This is a genomic window from Anaerovibrio sp., assembly GCF_045637405.1.
Lineage (GTDB): Bacteria > Bacillota > Negativicutes > Selenomonadales > Selenomonadaceae > Anaerovibrio.
In genome coordinates this window covers 1-15,863 of the sequence record NZ_JAZTZI010000170.1, presented here as the reverse complement: position 1 = coordinate 15,863, position 15,863 = coordinate 1, and the positions used below count along the sequence as shown (strand labels likewise).

Here is a 15,863-nt window from a genome sequence, read left to right as displayed (position 1 = left end):
TTTCTTCACAGTCGAAAAAATAACCATTAGCAACTTCTGACTCAAAATTATATTCATCAGCTACAGCTTTCTTCACATATGTTTTCGCTATATCACATTTTTCCTTTGTATCATCGATAGAAATGATGTCCATTCATACACCTCCGTCACCCAAAGCAACATCAGATGATATTATAATATAATTTCTATGATTTTTCTATACAAAACCAGCTTAAAACAGAACGCAAGTACCAGAACTTTAGTTCTTATATTATCATTTTAATTTTAGCTTGTAAAGAAAAATAATAATACAAGAGGCAACGCCTGAATGACGCTGCCTGGTTTACAGTTCATAATCTTTTATTTGTATCGTTCCGGCCAACAGGCCTTCAGATATTCACTGATTCTTCCTTCCCTGCCATTAGCAGTTGGATGATAATATGTTGTCCCCTTCAAAACATTAGGAAGATATTGCTGCTTCACAAAATGATATGGGAAATCGTGAGCATACTTGTAATTTATACCATGCCCCAGCTTGGCTGCCCCCTTATAATGGGCATCCCTAAGGTGTTCCGGCACCGGTCCGCAGTTACGGTGGCGCACATCTGCCAAAGCAGCATCTATAGCCAAATAGGCCGCATTGCTCTTGGGAGCTGAAGCCACATAGGTTACGGCCTCAGCCAAGGGAATACGGGCCTCCGGCATCCCTACAAACTGTACTGCCTGTACCGCTGCCATGGCAACGACAAGAGCAAATGGATCAGCATTTCCCACATCCTCAGCAGCGCAAATGGCCACCCTACGGGCTATAAAATTAAGATCCTCTCCCGCCGCCAGCATCCTTGCCAGATAATGAATGGCCGCATCAGGATCACTGCCACGCATACTTTTTATAAAAGCGGATACCGTGTCATAATGGTTATCCCCTTTTTTATCGTAAGTCTGGATTCTATCTCCCAAAATAGTATGGAGAAGCTCAATATTAATTTCACTGTCATTATCAATCATGGCAGCTGCCTGTTCCAAAAGATTCAGAGCCATACGCCCATCCCCTCCGGACAGTTGAGCAATAGCCTCCACAGATTCATCAGTAATGGTAAGGCCTCTGGAGCCAAGTCCCCGTTCCTTATCCTCCATGGCCTGCTTAAGCATACGCATCAGGTCCTTATCGGAAAGGGAATTTAGCCGCACAATTCTGACACGGCTCAGCAAAGCGTGATTAACCTCAAAAAAAGGATTCTCAGTAGTGGCACCAATCAAAATAAGGCGTCCATCCTCCACATAGGGAAGAAGTACATCCTGCTGGCTCTTGTTAAAGCGATGAATCTCATCAATAAACACGATGGTGCGTTTCTGATAAAATCTGCGAGCTTCTGCTGCCTCATCCACTATTTTTCTGATATCCCCAATACCGGCGGATACAGCATTCAGCTTTTTGAAATTGCTGTTGGTAAGAGATGCCACCATTTGGGCCAAGGTTGTCTTTCCCGTTCCCGGTGGCCCATAAAGAATCAGGGAAGGAAGCTGATCCTTCTCAATCATTTTTCTCAGATACTTTCCCTTGCCTACAGCCTCCTCCTGACCTATAAACTCGTCAAAATTACGGGGACGCATACGCTGGGCCAGTGGCTCATATTTTTTACTGTCGTTTTTTTCTGCCGTAGCAAACAAATCCATACCTAAATCCATACTGTTCACTTACTTTCCCGTTGAACCAAAGCCACCTGTTCTTTCAGCCCCTACACCAGCAGAATCCCCATCCACTGTGAGATACTTATAAAAAATGCCCTGGGCTACCCTGGTTCCTTTGGTAATAAAAAAATCCTTTTCCCCATGATTAATGAGAGGCACCATAATATGGCCCTCATTTTCAGGATTGTTATAATAGTCAGCATCAATAATACCTTGACTGTTTACACAGGAAACAGAATTTTTGATAGAAATACCGGAACGCACATGAATCCCCAGATACTCATCATTTTGCATATATGCCTTGAGGCCCGTAGGCACCAATACCACCTTATGGGGCACCAGAGTCACATCCTCGGCGGCCTCTATATCATAACCGGCACTGGAGCCGGTCTTTCTGCCAGGTAATTTTATCCCTCTATCTTCATAGGCGCTTACAATCTGAAAGCCTCTAATCTTATCTGTCATTTGCAAAAAACTCAGTCTTTCTTTTCCTCAGAAAAATTTTCCACTGGACGCCCCATAGTAATGGTAGAAATGGCATGCTTATATACCATCTGCTGCTTGCCCAGGGAATCAATAATAACTGTAAAATTATCAAAACCCTTTACAAAACCTTTTATCTGAAAACCGTTTACCAGATGAATGGAAACCTGAATATTTTCCTTACGAACCTGATTTAAAATACTGTCCTGTAAATTAATAACCTTTGCTGTCATAAAAATTACCCCCATTATCCTTTAAAAAATCTAGCTATATTCCAGGAAACATTATCTACAAGTCCCCGTCCCCTATAGAGGGCTGGATGATACCAATGCACATAAGGCATTTTTCTATACCAGGTCAGCTGCCGTTTGGCAAAGTGTCTGGTTCCCTTTTTTATATCATCCCTTGCCTGCTCCAGGGTGCCTGTTCCCTGAACATAGTCAACCATTTCCTTGTAGCCAATACCACGCATGGACTGGCTTTCAGGAGATACACCGCTGTTTAGCAAATTACGGACTTCATCTGCCAGTCCCTGCTGCAGCATCTGGTCAACTCTCCTGTTTATTCTATCATAAAGCTCTGAACGGTGCCAAATCAGACCCGCCACATACACGTCATAAACAAGACCTTTTTCCTTTTGGGTGGAAATCTGCTCTCCCCCCAAATGATAAACCTCCAGGGCCCGCATAACCCTTCTGAAATTATTTACATGAATTCTTTCTGCCGCCTCCGGATTTATCTCCCGCAGCATATCGTGAAGGTACTGCTTTCCCTTTTCCTCTGCCAGCTTTTCCAGCTTAAGCCTATATTCTTCATCCCCGGCAGTATCATTAAACTGATATCCCTCCAGCAGAGATTTAATGTAGAGTCCTGTCCCTCCTGTCAAAATTGGCAGCTTTCCTCTGTTATTGAGGTCCGTAATAATAGGCTTTACTCTATCAATAAAATCAGCCACATTAAAGGATGCGTCCGGTGGCAGTATATCTATCATGTGATGAACCACTCCGTCCCGTTCCTTTATCCCTGGCTTGGCCGACCCAATATCAAAACCCTTATATACCAGCTGGGAATCCCCGGATATAATTTCCGTATCAAATTGCTTTGCCAGCTCTATGGAAAGACCTGTTTTGCCCGAAGCAGTAGGACCCAGTACCACAATCAGCCTTTCCCTTTGTTTTTTGTCCATGGGGCAAATACCCTCCACAATAAAAAATATCTGTTACAAATGTATTCACTACAACAAAAAGGACTACTGCATTAAATATACCACAAGCAGTAGTCCGTGAAAACATTTTCAAGTTAAATCATTTTGGAGACATCTTTCACCAAGTAATATGATTACGCCTTAATCATGTCATGCTCCATCATGTATTCCGCAATCTGGAGAGCATTCAAGGCTGCACCCTTGCGAATCTGATCACCACATACCCAGAAGTTAAGACCATGTTCAATGGAATAATCCTTACGGATACGGCCAACCTCTACATCATCCTTGCCAGAGGTTTCAAGAGGCATTGGATATTCCTGCTCATCAGGGTTATCTCTCAGAATAACACCAGGGAATTTGGAAAGAACCTCACGGGCCTTCTCCACGGATACCTCATCCTCAAACTCCACGTTTACGGACTCAGCATGGCTACGATATACAGGAACACGGATAGTGGTTGCCGTAATGCGCATATCCTGATCGTTCATAATCTTCTTGGTCTCATCAATCATCTTCATCTCTTCCTTGGTGTAGAGATTTTCTTTGAAGACATCAATCTGAGGAATCAGATTAAAGGCAATTTGATAGTGCTTCTTCAGGGATGCACCAGGAAGAATATTGGCAACAACCTCCTTGCCATCATTGATATCCTTCACCTGCTGCTCCAGCTCAGCCATAGCTTCTTTGCCGCCACCGGATACTGCCTGATAGGTGGAAACCACAACACGCTTAATCTTGGAAACATCATAAAGAGGCTTTAAGGCCATTACCATAATAATTGTGGAGCAATTAGGGTTGGCTATAATGCCCTTATGCCAGGAAATATCCTCCGGATTTACCTCCGGAACGATAAGAGGCACCTCAGGGTCCATACGGAAGGTACTGGAATTATCAATAACTACAGCACCAGCCTTGGCAGCAGCAGGGCCAAGGGTCTTACTGATAGAGCCGCCTGCAAAAAGAGCAATATCCACGTCATTAAAGGAGTTCTCAGTAGCTTCCTCCACAGTGTACTCCTTGCCCATGAACTGGATTTTCTTGCCGGCAGAACGCTTGGATGCAAGCAATTTAAGGTTTGCAAATGGGAACTTGCGCTCCTCTATAAGATTCAGAAACTCCTGACCAACTGCACCTGTAGCACCAAGAATGGCAACATTATACTTCTTCATATTTTATAATCCCCCTTATATAGCTCAATCCATAAATTTATCCAAACCAATAATAAGTCCCTTGTGACCTAAAATGCTTTTAGCTGCAAGACATACACCCGGCATAAAGGATTCACGGTTCAGTGAATCGTGACGAATGGTCAAGGTCTGCCCAAGACCACCAAAAATAACCTCCTGATGGGCCACATAACCAGGCAGACGTACGCTATGAATATGCATACCGTCCACATCAGCTCCACGGGCACCAGCTACCTTTTCCTTCTCGTTTGGATTTCCTTGAACATGGGCCTGGCGAACCTCGGAAATAAGTGCTGCAGTCTGCAGAGCAGTACCAGACGGTGCATCCAGCTTCTTGTCGTGGTGAAGCTCGATAATCTCAACTTCCGGCATATATTTTGCAGCCTGCTTGGCCATCTGCATCATCAGAACGGCACCAATGGCGAAGTTTGGTGCAATGAATACCGGAGTGTCATTGATTTCAGCCAGCTTGGACAGCTCCTGCTTCTGCTCATCAGACAGGCCAGTGGTACCAATGACAGGTGCCACCTTATTCTTTAAAGCCACCTGCGCACTGCCAAATACCACATCAGGAATGGTAAAATCCACCATTACCTGTGGCTTTACATCATCTATAGTAGTCTGTAAATCTCTGGTAAAGCTGACACCGCATTTAGGAAGGCCCACGGTCTCCCCTGCATCTCCATCACCAACTATATCAACAGCACCAACCAGCTCCAGGTCCTTATCCTCAAGAACAGCCTTTACAACTGCCTGGCCCATACGACCATAAGCGCCATTTACTAACACTTTTATCAAGTAAAATCCCTCCATACAGTCATGTATGTCCACTGCTGACGCATATAGACATCACATATTATTTTATATACAATAATACTGTTTGGCAAGAGGATTTTTCTATTTTTCCATTCACAATATACATTTGTCTATAAACACGCAATTCAAGTTACACTATTCTATGTATTTTAGAGCTTACTCATAAAGAAAGGTGGAGTTAAGTTTGAAAATCAATCTTCCCCAGCTGTATTTCAGCAAACTGATGCGGGCTATAACCGAATTTGAGCTTATTGAAAATGGGGATAATATTTTGATTGGGGTGTCCGGCGGCAAGGACAGTATTTTTTTGGCCTATGCCATGGCCATGATGAAAAAACGACTTAAAAAAAATTTTAATATAAAGGCCCTCACCATCAATCCAATATTCTCTGACAATTTTAGTGAAGGTGTTGAACGAATCCGCAGCTTTATGGATGAGCTGGAAATCTCCTTTGATACCATTGACGTGGATATTGCAGGAACCATCAAGGCCCAAAACGGCAAGGATCCTTGTTACTCCTGCGCCTTCTTCCGTAGGGGTGCCGTTAACCGCTTTGCAAAGGAGCATGGCTGTAATAAGGTTGCCTACGCCCACCACAATGACGATGCTGTAGAAACCTTTTTCATGAGTCTGCTTTATTCCGGGCAGATTCACACCTTTACACCTAAAACCTACCTGGATAAGATGGATGTTACAGTAATACGCCCGCTGGTGTATTTTAGGGAGCAGGAAATCATAGATGCTATTGAGTACCATGGTTTTAAGCCAGTACCTTCCCCTTGTCCTTATGATGGCAATACTATCCGCCAGACAGTAAAGGAGCTTATTGTATCTATGAGCAAGGACAATCCCCAGCTTTACCCACATCTGGCCTCTGCCATGAGGGAAAACGCCGTGGGAGAACTGTGGCCGGCAGCCAAAAACCGCAAGGAAATGAAAAAGGCTTATTTCAGCTATATGTATGGAACAGATATCGACTGACAAATCCGATTTATAGCAAGCAAAAAGGACTGGGACATTGATATGTCTTCAGTCCTTTATTTTTCTGATTATTCTGGTTTGAGCATCTTTTCGTAATCCTCCACGCACAGAGGTCGGCTGAAATAATACCCCTGAATCATATCGCAGCCCAAATCTTTCAGAATATCCACCTGGAACTTTTCCTCTATACCCTCAGCCACAGTCCTGATGCCCAAATCCTTGGCCATCATCATCATATAGCGGACAACGGCAATATCCTGATTGGACATATTGATAGTCATGGAATCAAAGAAGCTCTTATCAAACTTCAAAGTATCCAATGGAATTCTGTTCAGAAGTCCCAGGGAGGAACAGCCGGTTCCAAAATCATCCATGGCTATCTTGAAACCCAGCTTGTGTATCTCATTAATAAAGTCTATTACAACATCCTCATCAGTGCCGGTGGAGCTTTCCAGGATTTCAAACTCAATCAAATCCTGAGGAATATCGAAAAGATACAGCTTCTCCTTTACGAACTGCAAATACCCTGCACCATTCTGCATAGTTGGTCGGGTCACATTTACAGATATAGGATATATCTTCAACCCTCTGGAGCGCCATTCGCATATATTTTGACATACCAAATCCATTACATGCATATCCAGGCGCACTGCGTTGCCGTCCCGTTCAAAAAGCGGAATGAATTTTCCCGGCGGCATGAAGCCCATTTCAGCACTGTTCCAACGAATCAGAGCCTCTGCTCCTCCATGCACTGCCTCATCCTCCCCAATATAAAACTTAGGCTGATAATACATCATAAATTCCCCTCGTTCTATACCGATAAGGAAGGCATCCTCAATTTTCTTGTCCTCAAAAATCTCCCGACGCATACTCTCATCAAAGAGATAAACCGTATTGATATTCTCACTCTTTCCCCGCTTTCGGGCAATATTTGCGTTGTCCGCAAATCTGGCGGCCAGCTCCCGGCATCTTTCCTGAAGTTCATCAGAGATAAATTCCTCCAAATCCTCCCGCAGCTCCTTGGCACATATACGCATACCACCAGCGGAAAAAGAAATCATGTGATTATAAATGCCGCCATTTAAATTGCTCTGGATGTCCTCGTCATCTGTTGAAACCAAATCAATGGACACGTTATCAAGTATGCTGCGAATCCGCCTGTAATCGCTGTCCCTGTCCTGACTTTTTAACAGCAAATAGAAAACATCATCATTTATACGGTAGCACTTCTCCCCTTCTCTAAGATTATTGGAAAGCATCTCTCCCACCATACGGATAATCTTGGTGCCACACGCAAAGCCAAAAACGTCATTTACAGCCTTAAATTTATCAATATCCAGGGTCACCATAATATAATCCTGTTCATTTTTGCTGTTAGCAAGAAGGGCCAAAAAGTCCTCATTATAACCCACTATGCTTGGCAGCTGAGTAACATGATCCTTTATGTCACGTTCATGATATTCATGTATCCTCTTTTTTTCTGCCAATATGGAATATGCAGCATTTACAGCAACCAGCAAAAATATAGCCACCAGGCCCTTGTTTAAATAATTGGCCATGGCCAGGGATTCAGCCTTTGGCAGAACAGACATCAGCTGAAATTCCATATAATTGCTTAGTGCAAAAAGCCCAACGCTTGTTATAAGAGCCAGTATTATTATTATGTTACTTCGCTGCTTAATTATTTTACTCATAGGAAGTTTGCCCCTCCTTCTTTTTTCTGGCCAAGGAAGCCACTATACCGAAAGCACAAATCAATGAGAAAATTTTAAATATCATCTGAATGGCCTCCAGCAAGGCCTCGTTATCTGCACCAGTCACTGACTTAACTGCATTTACATCCATAACAATGGTTACTATGGCCATTGAAAAGGCCTGACCGATGAGCCGCATGGTAGCCAGCAAAGAGGATGCTGTACCATAATATTTTGGCTGACAGGCACTCAAAATTGCATTGTTGTTTGGTGATGAAAATAATGCAAAGCCTATACCAATAATCATCAATATCAGCCCCACCATCACCAAGGAGCTGTCTCGGTGAAGCCAGGACAAGGCAAACAGCCCCACACTATTTATCGCCATTCCCACTGAGGCAACTACCCCAGGATCAATTTTATCTGACAAAGCCCCTGCCTTTGGCGAAAGGGTAGCCATCATAAAGAACTGCAACAGTATAACACCACCGGCCACAGTGGCACTCAACCCGCAGATAACCTGCAGATACATGGACACCAAAAAGCTTATGGCAAAGGTTGCGGCATAATGGAGCATTGCCGCCAGATTACTGCAAGTAAATACACGGTTTCCAATAAAAAGGTTTACATCAAGAATAGGGTGGCTGTTGTGACGCTCCACGTAAACAAACAAACCCAAAGCCACCAGACCGGCAATAAAGAGATATATTCCAGTGGTATCCGTAATTTTTGAAAAACCATACAAAATCATGGGGATGGTTACCATATAGCATAAGCTGCCTTTGTAGTCAAAAGGTGCCCCTCGGTCCCCATACCATTCTTCCTTTACACGCAGCATGAAAATAAGCCCCGATGCCGCTATAGTCCCAGTAAGCAGGAAAAACCATCGCCATCCCAGATACTCACAGATAAGACCGCCAAGAGCCGGTCCACAGGTAAGACCCACGTAAACAGAGGCTGTCTGATACCCCAAAATGCGTCCCCGCTCCTTTTTATCAAACACTGAAGCCAGAACTGCCATCCCGGGACCAAACACCATGGCCATAAGGCCACCCTGAAGAAATCTTATATCCATGAGAAAATCCACGGAAGTGGAAAATCCAGCTATAAAAAGGGTTACGGAGAACATTACTATGCCAATTTTATAGAGACGCTTCCGCCCCAAAATATCTGCCGCCTTCCCCAGAGGCAGATTAAAGATGGCGGAGCCAAACAAATACGCTGCGGCAACCCAGCTAAGGTCACCTGTCATGGCATTGAATTCCCGCCCTATGGAAGGAAGGGCCACATTAATACCGCTGCCCACCATGGAGCCTATGAAAGATGTTATCATAACTGCATATAAAACGTACTTCTGCAAGTTATCATCCCCTGAACTTACTATTAGTATAATTTTACTATAAAATAAATGAATATTCTATTGTAAATCCACAATAAAATGCATCATTTTTAAATGAAATGCCAGGCTACAGCAATAGCCTGGCATTTTAAGGTTATCATTTTTTAGTATTTAAACTTACGGGCCTCAGTATTAAGCTCCTCTGCCAGTTCCGACAAAGAATGAGCTGCAGCCGCAATTTCCTCGTTGGATGCGGACTGTTCCTCTGTGGCTGCGGAAATGGTCTGAATCTGTCTTGACGTATCACGGCTTACCTTATCAATGGATTCAACTGCCTCTACAATACTGTTGGCGCCGTTGGATACGGTGGCCACAGAAATGTCAATTTCCTTCATCTCTTCACTGATGCTGCCCACCTTGTCCATGATGTTGCGGAACTGCTCACCCACATTGCGGATGGCCTCAATACCTTCCTTAACATCTTTGGTTCCGGTTTCCATGGTCTTTACGGCCTTTTCAGTCTCAGTCTGAATGCCACCGATACGGGTTCTGATTTCCTCTGCAGACTCCTGTGACTGCTCAGCCAGCTTGCGTACCTCCTCAGCTACTACAGCAAAGCCACGGCCAGCCTCGCCGGCGCGGGCAGCCTCAATGGCCGCATTCAGTGCCAGCAGATTGGTCTGCTCAGAAATTGCAGTAATAGCATCAACAATTTCACCAATTTGCTGGGATTTCTCGCCCAGCTGGGCCACAACTGCTGCGGACTGGGTAACGCTCTGCTCTATATTATTCATCTTGGCCACAGCGTCCTCCATGAGACTCTCGCCCTTTTCTGCCGCCTCGGCAGTGGAGGTGGTAGCCTCAGCAACCTGCTCTGCCTTCTTCGCCATGTTGTTAATATCGTTATATACCGCATCCACATTATGCTTGGCACTATCGATATCCATGAGCTGGCTGTCAGTACCATTGGCCACCTCGCCCACGGTCTCAGCCACATTTACAGAGGCATCTGCAGACTGACTGGCATTGGCAGTGAGCTCTTCAGAAGCATTTGCCACCTTGCTGGCAGTATCAGCAATCTTCTTTATGGTATTTCTCAACTGATCCTGCATTCTGTTAAAGGAGTTGGCCATATCTCCCAATTCATCACCGGAGGTTGCATCCACATGATGAGCATTGAGATTACCGGCAGCCATACCTTCAATAGCAAACTTCAAAGAAGCTGCAACGGACTGGAGTTGGTTACCGAACATCATGCAGGCACCAAGAATGAGTAAAATGCCGATGATAGAAACAATAATAAACTTGGTACGAAGGGATGTAACAGGAGCAAAAACAACATCATTGCTTACAACAACAGTTGCAATCCAACCAGTGCTATCCAAGGTGGAATAAGCTATTACGTCATCACCGTCAACAAAGAAGCCTTCTCCGTTCTTAACCATTTCAGCAAAATGCTTGCCCCAGTGTTTCTTGTCTACAGTTTCCATAGGAGCAGTGTCATCATTGGCACCAATAATTACACCGCCCTGTTCAATAATATATCCGACACCACTGCCACGATATTTAAAATCCTCAACCATTTCTTTTACACGGGCAATCTGCACATCTTCACAGATAGCACCAGTAAAGCCGCCCTCGCCAAAGAAAGGTGTAATACAGGAAATAACCAAAGTATGGGTAATGGCATCTTCATAGGCTTCTGTTACGAAGGTATTTTTTTCACCCGCAGCCTTTTTGTACCAAGGTCTGGTGGTAGCATCAATTACACCAGTGATATCGCCGTCCTTGAAGCTCATCAGGGCACCATCCTTGTGGGCTGCAATCATACCCAAAATAGTAGGATCGTCTCCACCCATGGCCAGATTACTTCTGGTCATAACAGCCTCATGGCTTCCACCGGCACTGGTTACAACCTGGCCAGCAGCCTTGGACATGGATTTACGTCCCTCAACCCACTCGCCGATTTCACCCTTTTCTGCCTGAACCACGGCCACCAGCTCTGCCTCTACGCTTTCCTCCACAGTATTATTGGAAGAAACTAAGCCAACAATGGAGATAATGGCCATCAGCAGGCCACAGCCCACTGCCAACAGAGCAAATTTTTGTTTCAACCGCATAGCTAACCACCTTCCCGGACAAAAAATAATTAACTTAGAAAGCGACAACAGTAAACTTTTTCATGAATTTATTATTCGACATCATAATTATAAATCCTTTAAATATATAAAATTTTTTACACTTGAAAAAAAGCCGGAAAACCTTGAATAATCAAAGCTTCCAGCCTTTTAAAATCATTATATGTTATTAACCAACCTGAGCGCTCAAAACTTCAACAGCCTTTTCCAGAGCAGAATTCAGATTCTCCGGCTTCTTGCCACCTGCCTGTGCCATATCCGGACGACCGCCACCGCCGCCACCAACAACAGCAGCAGCTTCCTTTATAATTTTACCTGCATGGGCGCCCTTGGCCACAGCATCCTTGGATGCCTTAACCACAAGATTAACCTTATCGCCATTAACAGTACCAAGAACAACAACGCCATTGGAAATCTTGTCACAGGTCATATCTGCAATGCTTCTCAGATCATCCATATCAGCAGCGTTTACAGATGCAGCAATCACGCTGACATCACCTACGGTCTTAACCTGATCGGTGAGGGCTGCAGCATCGGCCTTCGCCTTTTCAGCATTAACAGCATCCAGCTGCTTCTGGAGCTCCTTGGCCTGTGCAGCCAAAGCCTCTACATGGGATACCAGCTCATCCTCACGGCACTTCATGGCAGCAGCAGACTCAGATACCTGCTTAGCCTTGTTATTGGCATATTCCAGTGCTGCACGGCCAGTGATGGCCTCAATACGACGTACACCAGCTGCCACACCGGTTTCAGAAACAATCTTAAAGAGACCAATCTGACCAACATTCTTTACATGGGAACCACCACAAAGCTCCATAGAGAAGCCAGGAACACTTACAACACGAACCACATCTCCGTACTTTTCTCCGAAGAGGGCCATAGCACCCTTTTCCACAGCTGCATCCTTGGACATTTCCTCAATAACTACGTCGGTACCCCTGAGGATTTCGTTGTTTACCAGCTCCTCAACATCAGCCAGCTGCTGAGCACTTACCGGCTCAAAGTTGGTGAAGTCAAAACGGAGGCGGTCACCATTTACTGAGGAACCAGCCTGATTAATCTGGTCACCTACAACCTTCTTCAGTGCAGCCTGAAGGAGATGGGTTGCAGTATGATTACGGGCAGAGGACAGCTTTTCAACCTTGTCCAACTTAATCTGAACCTTGTCACCAACCTTCAGCTGGCCTTCCTCCACATAGGACTCATGGTAAATAGTACCATCTGGCAGCTTCTTGGCATTGGTAGCCTTGATACGACCCAACTCGCTAATGAACAGACCAGTATCACCCACCTGGCCGCCACCCTCTGCATAGAATGGAGTAACAGACAGAATAATGCCTGCTTCCTCACCATCCTGAAGGGAATCAACCAGAACGCCATCCTTCCAAATAGCCACGACCTCTGCCTCAGTAGCCTTTTCGTCATGCTTTAAGGCAGCAGTATCAATATTCTTTAAATCAGGAACGGCAAAGCGCTGATTCTCAGCACGGGCTGCACGGGCGCGATCACGCTGCTCCTGCATTTCCTTGTCAAAGCCTTCCTTGTCAAATTCCAGGCCGTTTTCCATCAAAATTTCTTCTGTGAGCTCCCAAGGGAAGCCAAAGGTATCATACAGCTTAAAGCTCAGCTCACTATCCAAAGCCTTCTTACCGGCCGCCTTTGCCTCTGCAATATAGCCGTCCAGCAGCTCCAGACCCTGCTCCAAAGTAGCGGAGAAACGGTCCTCCTCCAAAGATATAACCTTCTTGATATAGTCCTGCTTCTGGGCCAGTGCCTCAAAATCGCTGGCACCGTCATAAATCTTGCAAACTGCATCCACTGCCCCCTCAAGGAACTTGTCCTTGATGCCCAGCATACGACCATGACGGATAGCACGGCGCAGAATACGGCGCAGTACATAGCCACGGCCTTCATTTGAAGGCAAAATACCATCCATAATCATAATGCTCATGGAACGGGCATGGTCAGCAATAACCTTCAGAGAAACATCCTTATCAGCATCATCACCATACTTCACACCGGAAACCTTGGAGGCATACTCAATTATAGGGAACAGCAAATCAGTCTCGAAGTTGCTTGGAACCCCCTGAATTACAGAAGCAATACGCTCCAGTCCCATACCGGTATCAATATTCTTGTTCTCCAAATCGTTGTACTTGCCATCCTCAGTACGGTCAAACTGAGTAAATACGTTGTGCCAGATTTCCAGGTAGCGGTCACAGTCACAGCCTACTGCACAGTCAGGGCTGCCGCAGCCGCGCTCCTCGCCTAAATCAAAGTAAATTTCGGTATCAGGACCACATGGGCCAGGGCCAATTTCCCAGAAATTATCCTCCAATGGAACAATGTGGGATGGGTCAAAACCAGGCTGCTCCTCCCAAATCCTGCGAGCCTCGTCATCCTTTGGATAAATGGTAGCCCACAGCTTGTCCTTTGGCATTTCCAGAACCTCAGTAAGGAACTCCCATGCCCAAGGAATAGCTTCCTTCTTGAAGTAATCGCCGAAAGAAAAGTTACCCAGCATCTCGAAGTATGTCTGATGACGGGCAGTACGTCCTACATTTTCAATATCACCGGTACGCACGCAACGCTGGCTGGTGGTAATACGAGGGCGAGGCGGCTTTACCTTGCCTGTGAAATATGCTTTAAAAGGTGCCATGCCTGCACCAATCATTAACAAAGTAGGGTCATTTTCAGGAATCAGAGAAGCACTTGGCAAGCGCAAGTGACCTTTCTTTTCAGCAAAGAAAGTGAGATAAGCTTCTCTAAGCTCATTACCTGTCATTTTCTTCAAAACAATCTACCTCCAAGAATATGTAAATTTTATAAGTATTCACACTAACTTTAAGATTATACCATATTTATTGGCTAATATGAAGATTTACGCAAAAATAACTGCCGTATAAAACATATACAGCAGTTATTTGAATAAAATTAATTATTGATTCTGTAATGCTTCCTGCAAAAGCTTCAAAGTGCTTTCCTCTGCAGTGTCATTGGTGCCCATTTCTCCACGGAAGGCCCTGGCAAGAATGGATTTCTTTATAATATCAATGGTTCTCAGTACACTCTGACAATTTGTGATAACGGTATTCTCCTTGACCAACAGATTACGAATCATAGATGCAATTTCCTGCTGCTCTGAAAGTGTCGGAACACTCACCTGCAAATCCTGCATATTCTCACTCTGAGTACCTACACACTGTGATTGCTTCAACCACTTCCCAAAGGACTCATGGATATCAGAAGAACCCAAAGGCTTGGTACACCAGCTATCTCTGCTGATACCTTTAATCTTTCGCCAAAATGCGGTTAGTTTTCCAGTAACTCCTCCATTTATAATGGACTTTTTCCGGATCTCTGTCCCCCCAAGTACTTTTTCTATCAGTTCCTTGGCTCTATCCAGATCAGCACATGAGGACTCCAAAACGGAAGCTATACGTTTTTGCTCACCCATCGGTGGAAAAGGTATTGGCATATTCTGCAACACTTTACCGGCAATCTGAAGAGTTGTTGACCCGGTGGCATTTTCATATAGATAGTCCTTGAAGTTTGAAAGTAAATACCTTGCGTATGATATATCAATAAGATCACTTCTAAAAGCTGCTACACCACGGCCCAGACAATACTCCCTGTCAGCAAGTACAGATTCACCGATATTATTTTTCATTGAGATGATCAAATCCCCGGTCTGGGATACCTTAGTTGCAGCTTTAGTGTATTTTTTTACAGTTAATGAATTATCATCCAGATCCGCTATACTGCTTATCACCGGAATAAATGTATCGTCATCCGTGGCATCTTCACGCTTTGGATACTGTCCCAATATGATACTGCCAACACTTCCTAATCTTGCCCAGCACCAGTTTTCCGGTACTTCAAAAGGCTGTTCTTCCTCCGGAACCAGTGCATTTTGTATTTTTTCTTCTAGTGTAAGTTGCTTCTTTGCCATTTCCTATTCTTTCTCCAGTGAGCTCAGGGTATTTACCACATTCTTCAACAATGTTGTCGCTTCATCCAGCTGTTTTGCAGCCTTCTTGGCCGCCTCCAAAGGATCCGGCAAAATCTCAGGCTCTGGAGCATGGGCATCCTTCAAGGCCTCCCCCTCACAGTTGCTGTCATTGGTGGCTATTCCTTCACCATCAAGAGTATTTAAGCTATTATCGAGTTCCACTACTATTCCTCCACGATGTTACCTTATATAGTAAAATGTATATTTTCAAAATACCATCCATATAATGATAATATATGAAGCCTAATTTGACAAATAAAGTTACTCATAACAGATAAAACTTCATAAAGTAATTCTTTGGCATAATAAAGCAGATAAGCTTTGCACATCCTTT

At 44.5% G+C, this 15,863-nt stretch carries 13 protein-coding genes; 1 reads left to right on the top strand and 12 read right to left on the bottom strand.

Going from position 1 to position 15,863, the window contains the following annotated elements; translation table 11 throughout:
• Positions 1–339: 339 nt before the first annotated feature.
• The 6 genes from ACKI5G_RS12425 to dapB form a co-directional block, all read right to left on the bottom strand.
• Positions 340–1,656 carry a replication-associated recombination protein A gene (locus ACKI5G_RS12425; RefSeq protein WP_407400828.1) on the bottom strand — a complete coding sequence of 439 codons (1,317 nt, stop codon included), beginning with the start codon at positions 1,654–1,656 and terminating at the stop codon, positions 340–342.
• A gap of 21 nt (positions 1,657–1,677) precedes the next feature.
• Positions 1,678–2,136, bottom strand: a complete 459-nt coding sequence (gene dut / locus ACKI5G_RS12420; protein ID WP_407400824.1) for a dUTP diphosphatase — start codon at positions 2,134–2,136, stop codon at positions 1,678–1,680.
• 11 nt (positions 2,137–2,147) lie between these two features.
• Positions 2,148–2,387 (bottom strand): RNA chaperone Hfq, encoded by a 240-nt coding sequence (gene hfq, locus ACKI5G_RS12415; protein ID WP_407400822.1) that lies wholly within the window; start codon positions 2,385–2,387, stop codon positions 2,148–2,150.
• 14 nt (positions 2,388–2,401) lie between these two features.
• Entirely contained in the window at positions 2,402–3,340 is a 939-nt protein-coding gene (gene miaA, locus ACKI5G_RS12410; RefSeq protein WP_407400820.1) for a tRNA (adenosine(37)-N6)-dimethylallyltransferase MiaA, read from the bottom strand.
• Between the two features lie 152 nt (positions 3,341–3,492).
• Complete coding sequence (locus ACKI5G_RS12405) at positions 3,493–4,530, bottom strand: aspartate-semialdehyde dehydrogenase (RefSeq protein ID WP_407400818.1); 1,038 nt, start codon at positions 4,528–4,530, stop codon at positions 3,493–3,495.
• Between the two features lie 24 nt (positions 4,531–4,554).
• Positions 4,555–5,346 (bottom strand): 4-hydroxy-tetrahydrodipicolinate reductase, encoded by a 792-nt coding sequence (gene dapB / locus ACKI5G_RS12400; RefSeq protein WP_407400816.1) that lies wholly within the window; start codon positions 5,344–5,346, stop codon positions 4,555–4,557.
• A gap of 202 nt (positions 5,347–5,548) precedes the next feature.
• Between dapB and ACKI5G_RS12395 the strand changes: the two genes are divergently transcribed.
• Positions 5,549–6,346, top strand: a complete 798-nt coding sequence (locus tag ACKI5G_RS12395) for a tRNA 2-thiocytidine biosynthesis TtcA family protein (protein WP_407400814.1) — start codon at positions 5,549–5,551, stop codon at positions 6,344–6,346.
• Positions 6,347–6,414: 68 nt separating this feature from the next.
• Here the strand turns inward: ACKI5G_RS12395 and ACKI5G_RS12390 are convergent, their stop codons facing one another.
• From ACKI5G_RS12390 to ACKI5G_RS12365, 6 genes are all read right to left on the bottom strand, one after another.
• Complete coding sequence (locus tag ACKI5G_RS12390) at positions 6,415–8,040, bottom strand: EAL domain-containing protein (RefSeq protein ID WP_407400812.1); 1,626 nt, start codon at positions 8,038–8,040, stop codon at positions 6,415–6,417.
• Positions 8,033–9,400 (bottom strand): MFS transporter, encoded by a 1,368-nt coding sequence (locus ACKI5G_RS12385; RefSeq protein WP_407400810.1) that lies wholly within the window; start codon positions 9,398–9,400, stop codon positions 8,033–8,035. Before ACKI5G_RS12385 ends, ACKI5G_RS12390 begins: the two co-directional genes overlap by 8 nt.
• A 143-nt stretch (positions 9,401–9,543) precedes the next feature.
• The gene (locus ACKI5G_RS12380) at positions 9,544–11,499 is read right to left on the bottom strand and encodes a methyl-accepting chemotaxis protein (protein WP_407400808.1); all 1,956 of its coding nucleotides are present in this window, start codon (positions 11,497–11,499) and stop codon (positions 9,544–9,546) included.
• Between the two features lie 187 nt (positions 11,500–11,686).
• On the bottom strand, positions 11,687–14,302 hold the full coding sequence (gene alaS, locus ACKI5G_RS12375) for an alanine--tRNA ligase (RefSeq protein ID WP_407400826.1): 2,616 nt from the start codon (positions 14,300–14,302) through the stop codon (positions 11,687–11,689).
• A 153-nt stretch (positions 14,303–14,455) separates the two neighbouring features.
• A complete protein-coding gene (locus ACKI5G_RS12370) occupies positions 14,456–15,469 on the bottom strand; it encodes a restriction endonuclease subunit S (protein WP_407400806.1) in 1,014 nt (337 codons plus the stop codon).
• 3 nt (positions 15,470–15,472) lie between these two features.
• Complete coding sequence (locus tag ACKI5G_RS12365) at positions 15,473–15,691, bottom strand: hypothetical protein (RefSeq protein WP_407400804.1); 219 nt, start codon at positions 15,689–15,691, stop codon at positions 15,473–15,475.
• Positions 15,692–15,863 lie beyond the last annotated feature (172 nt).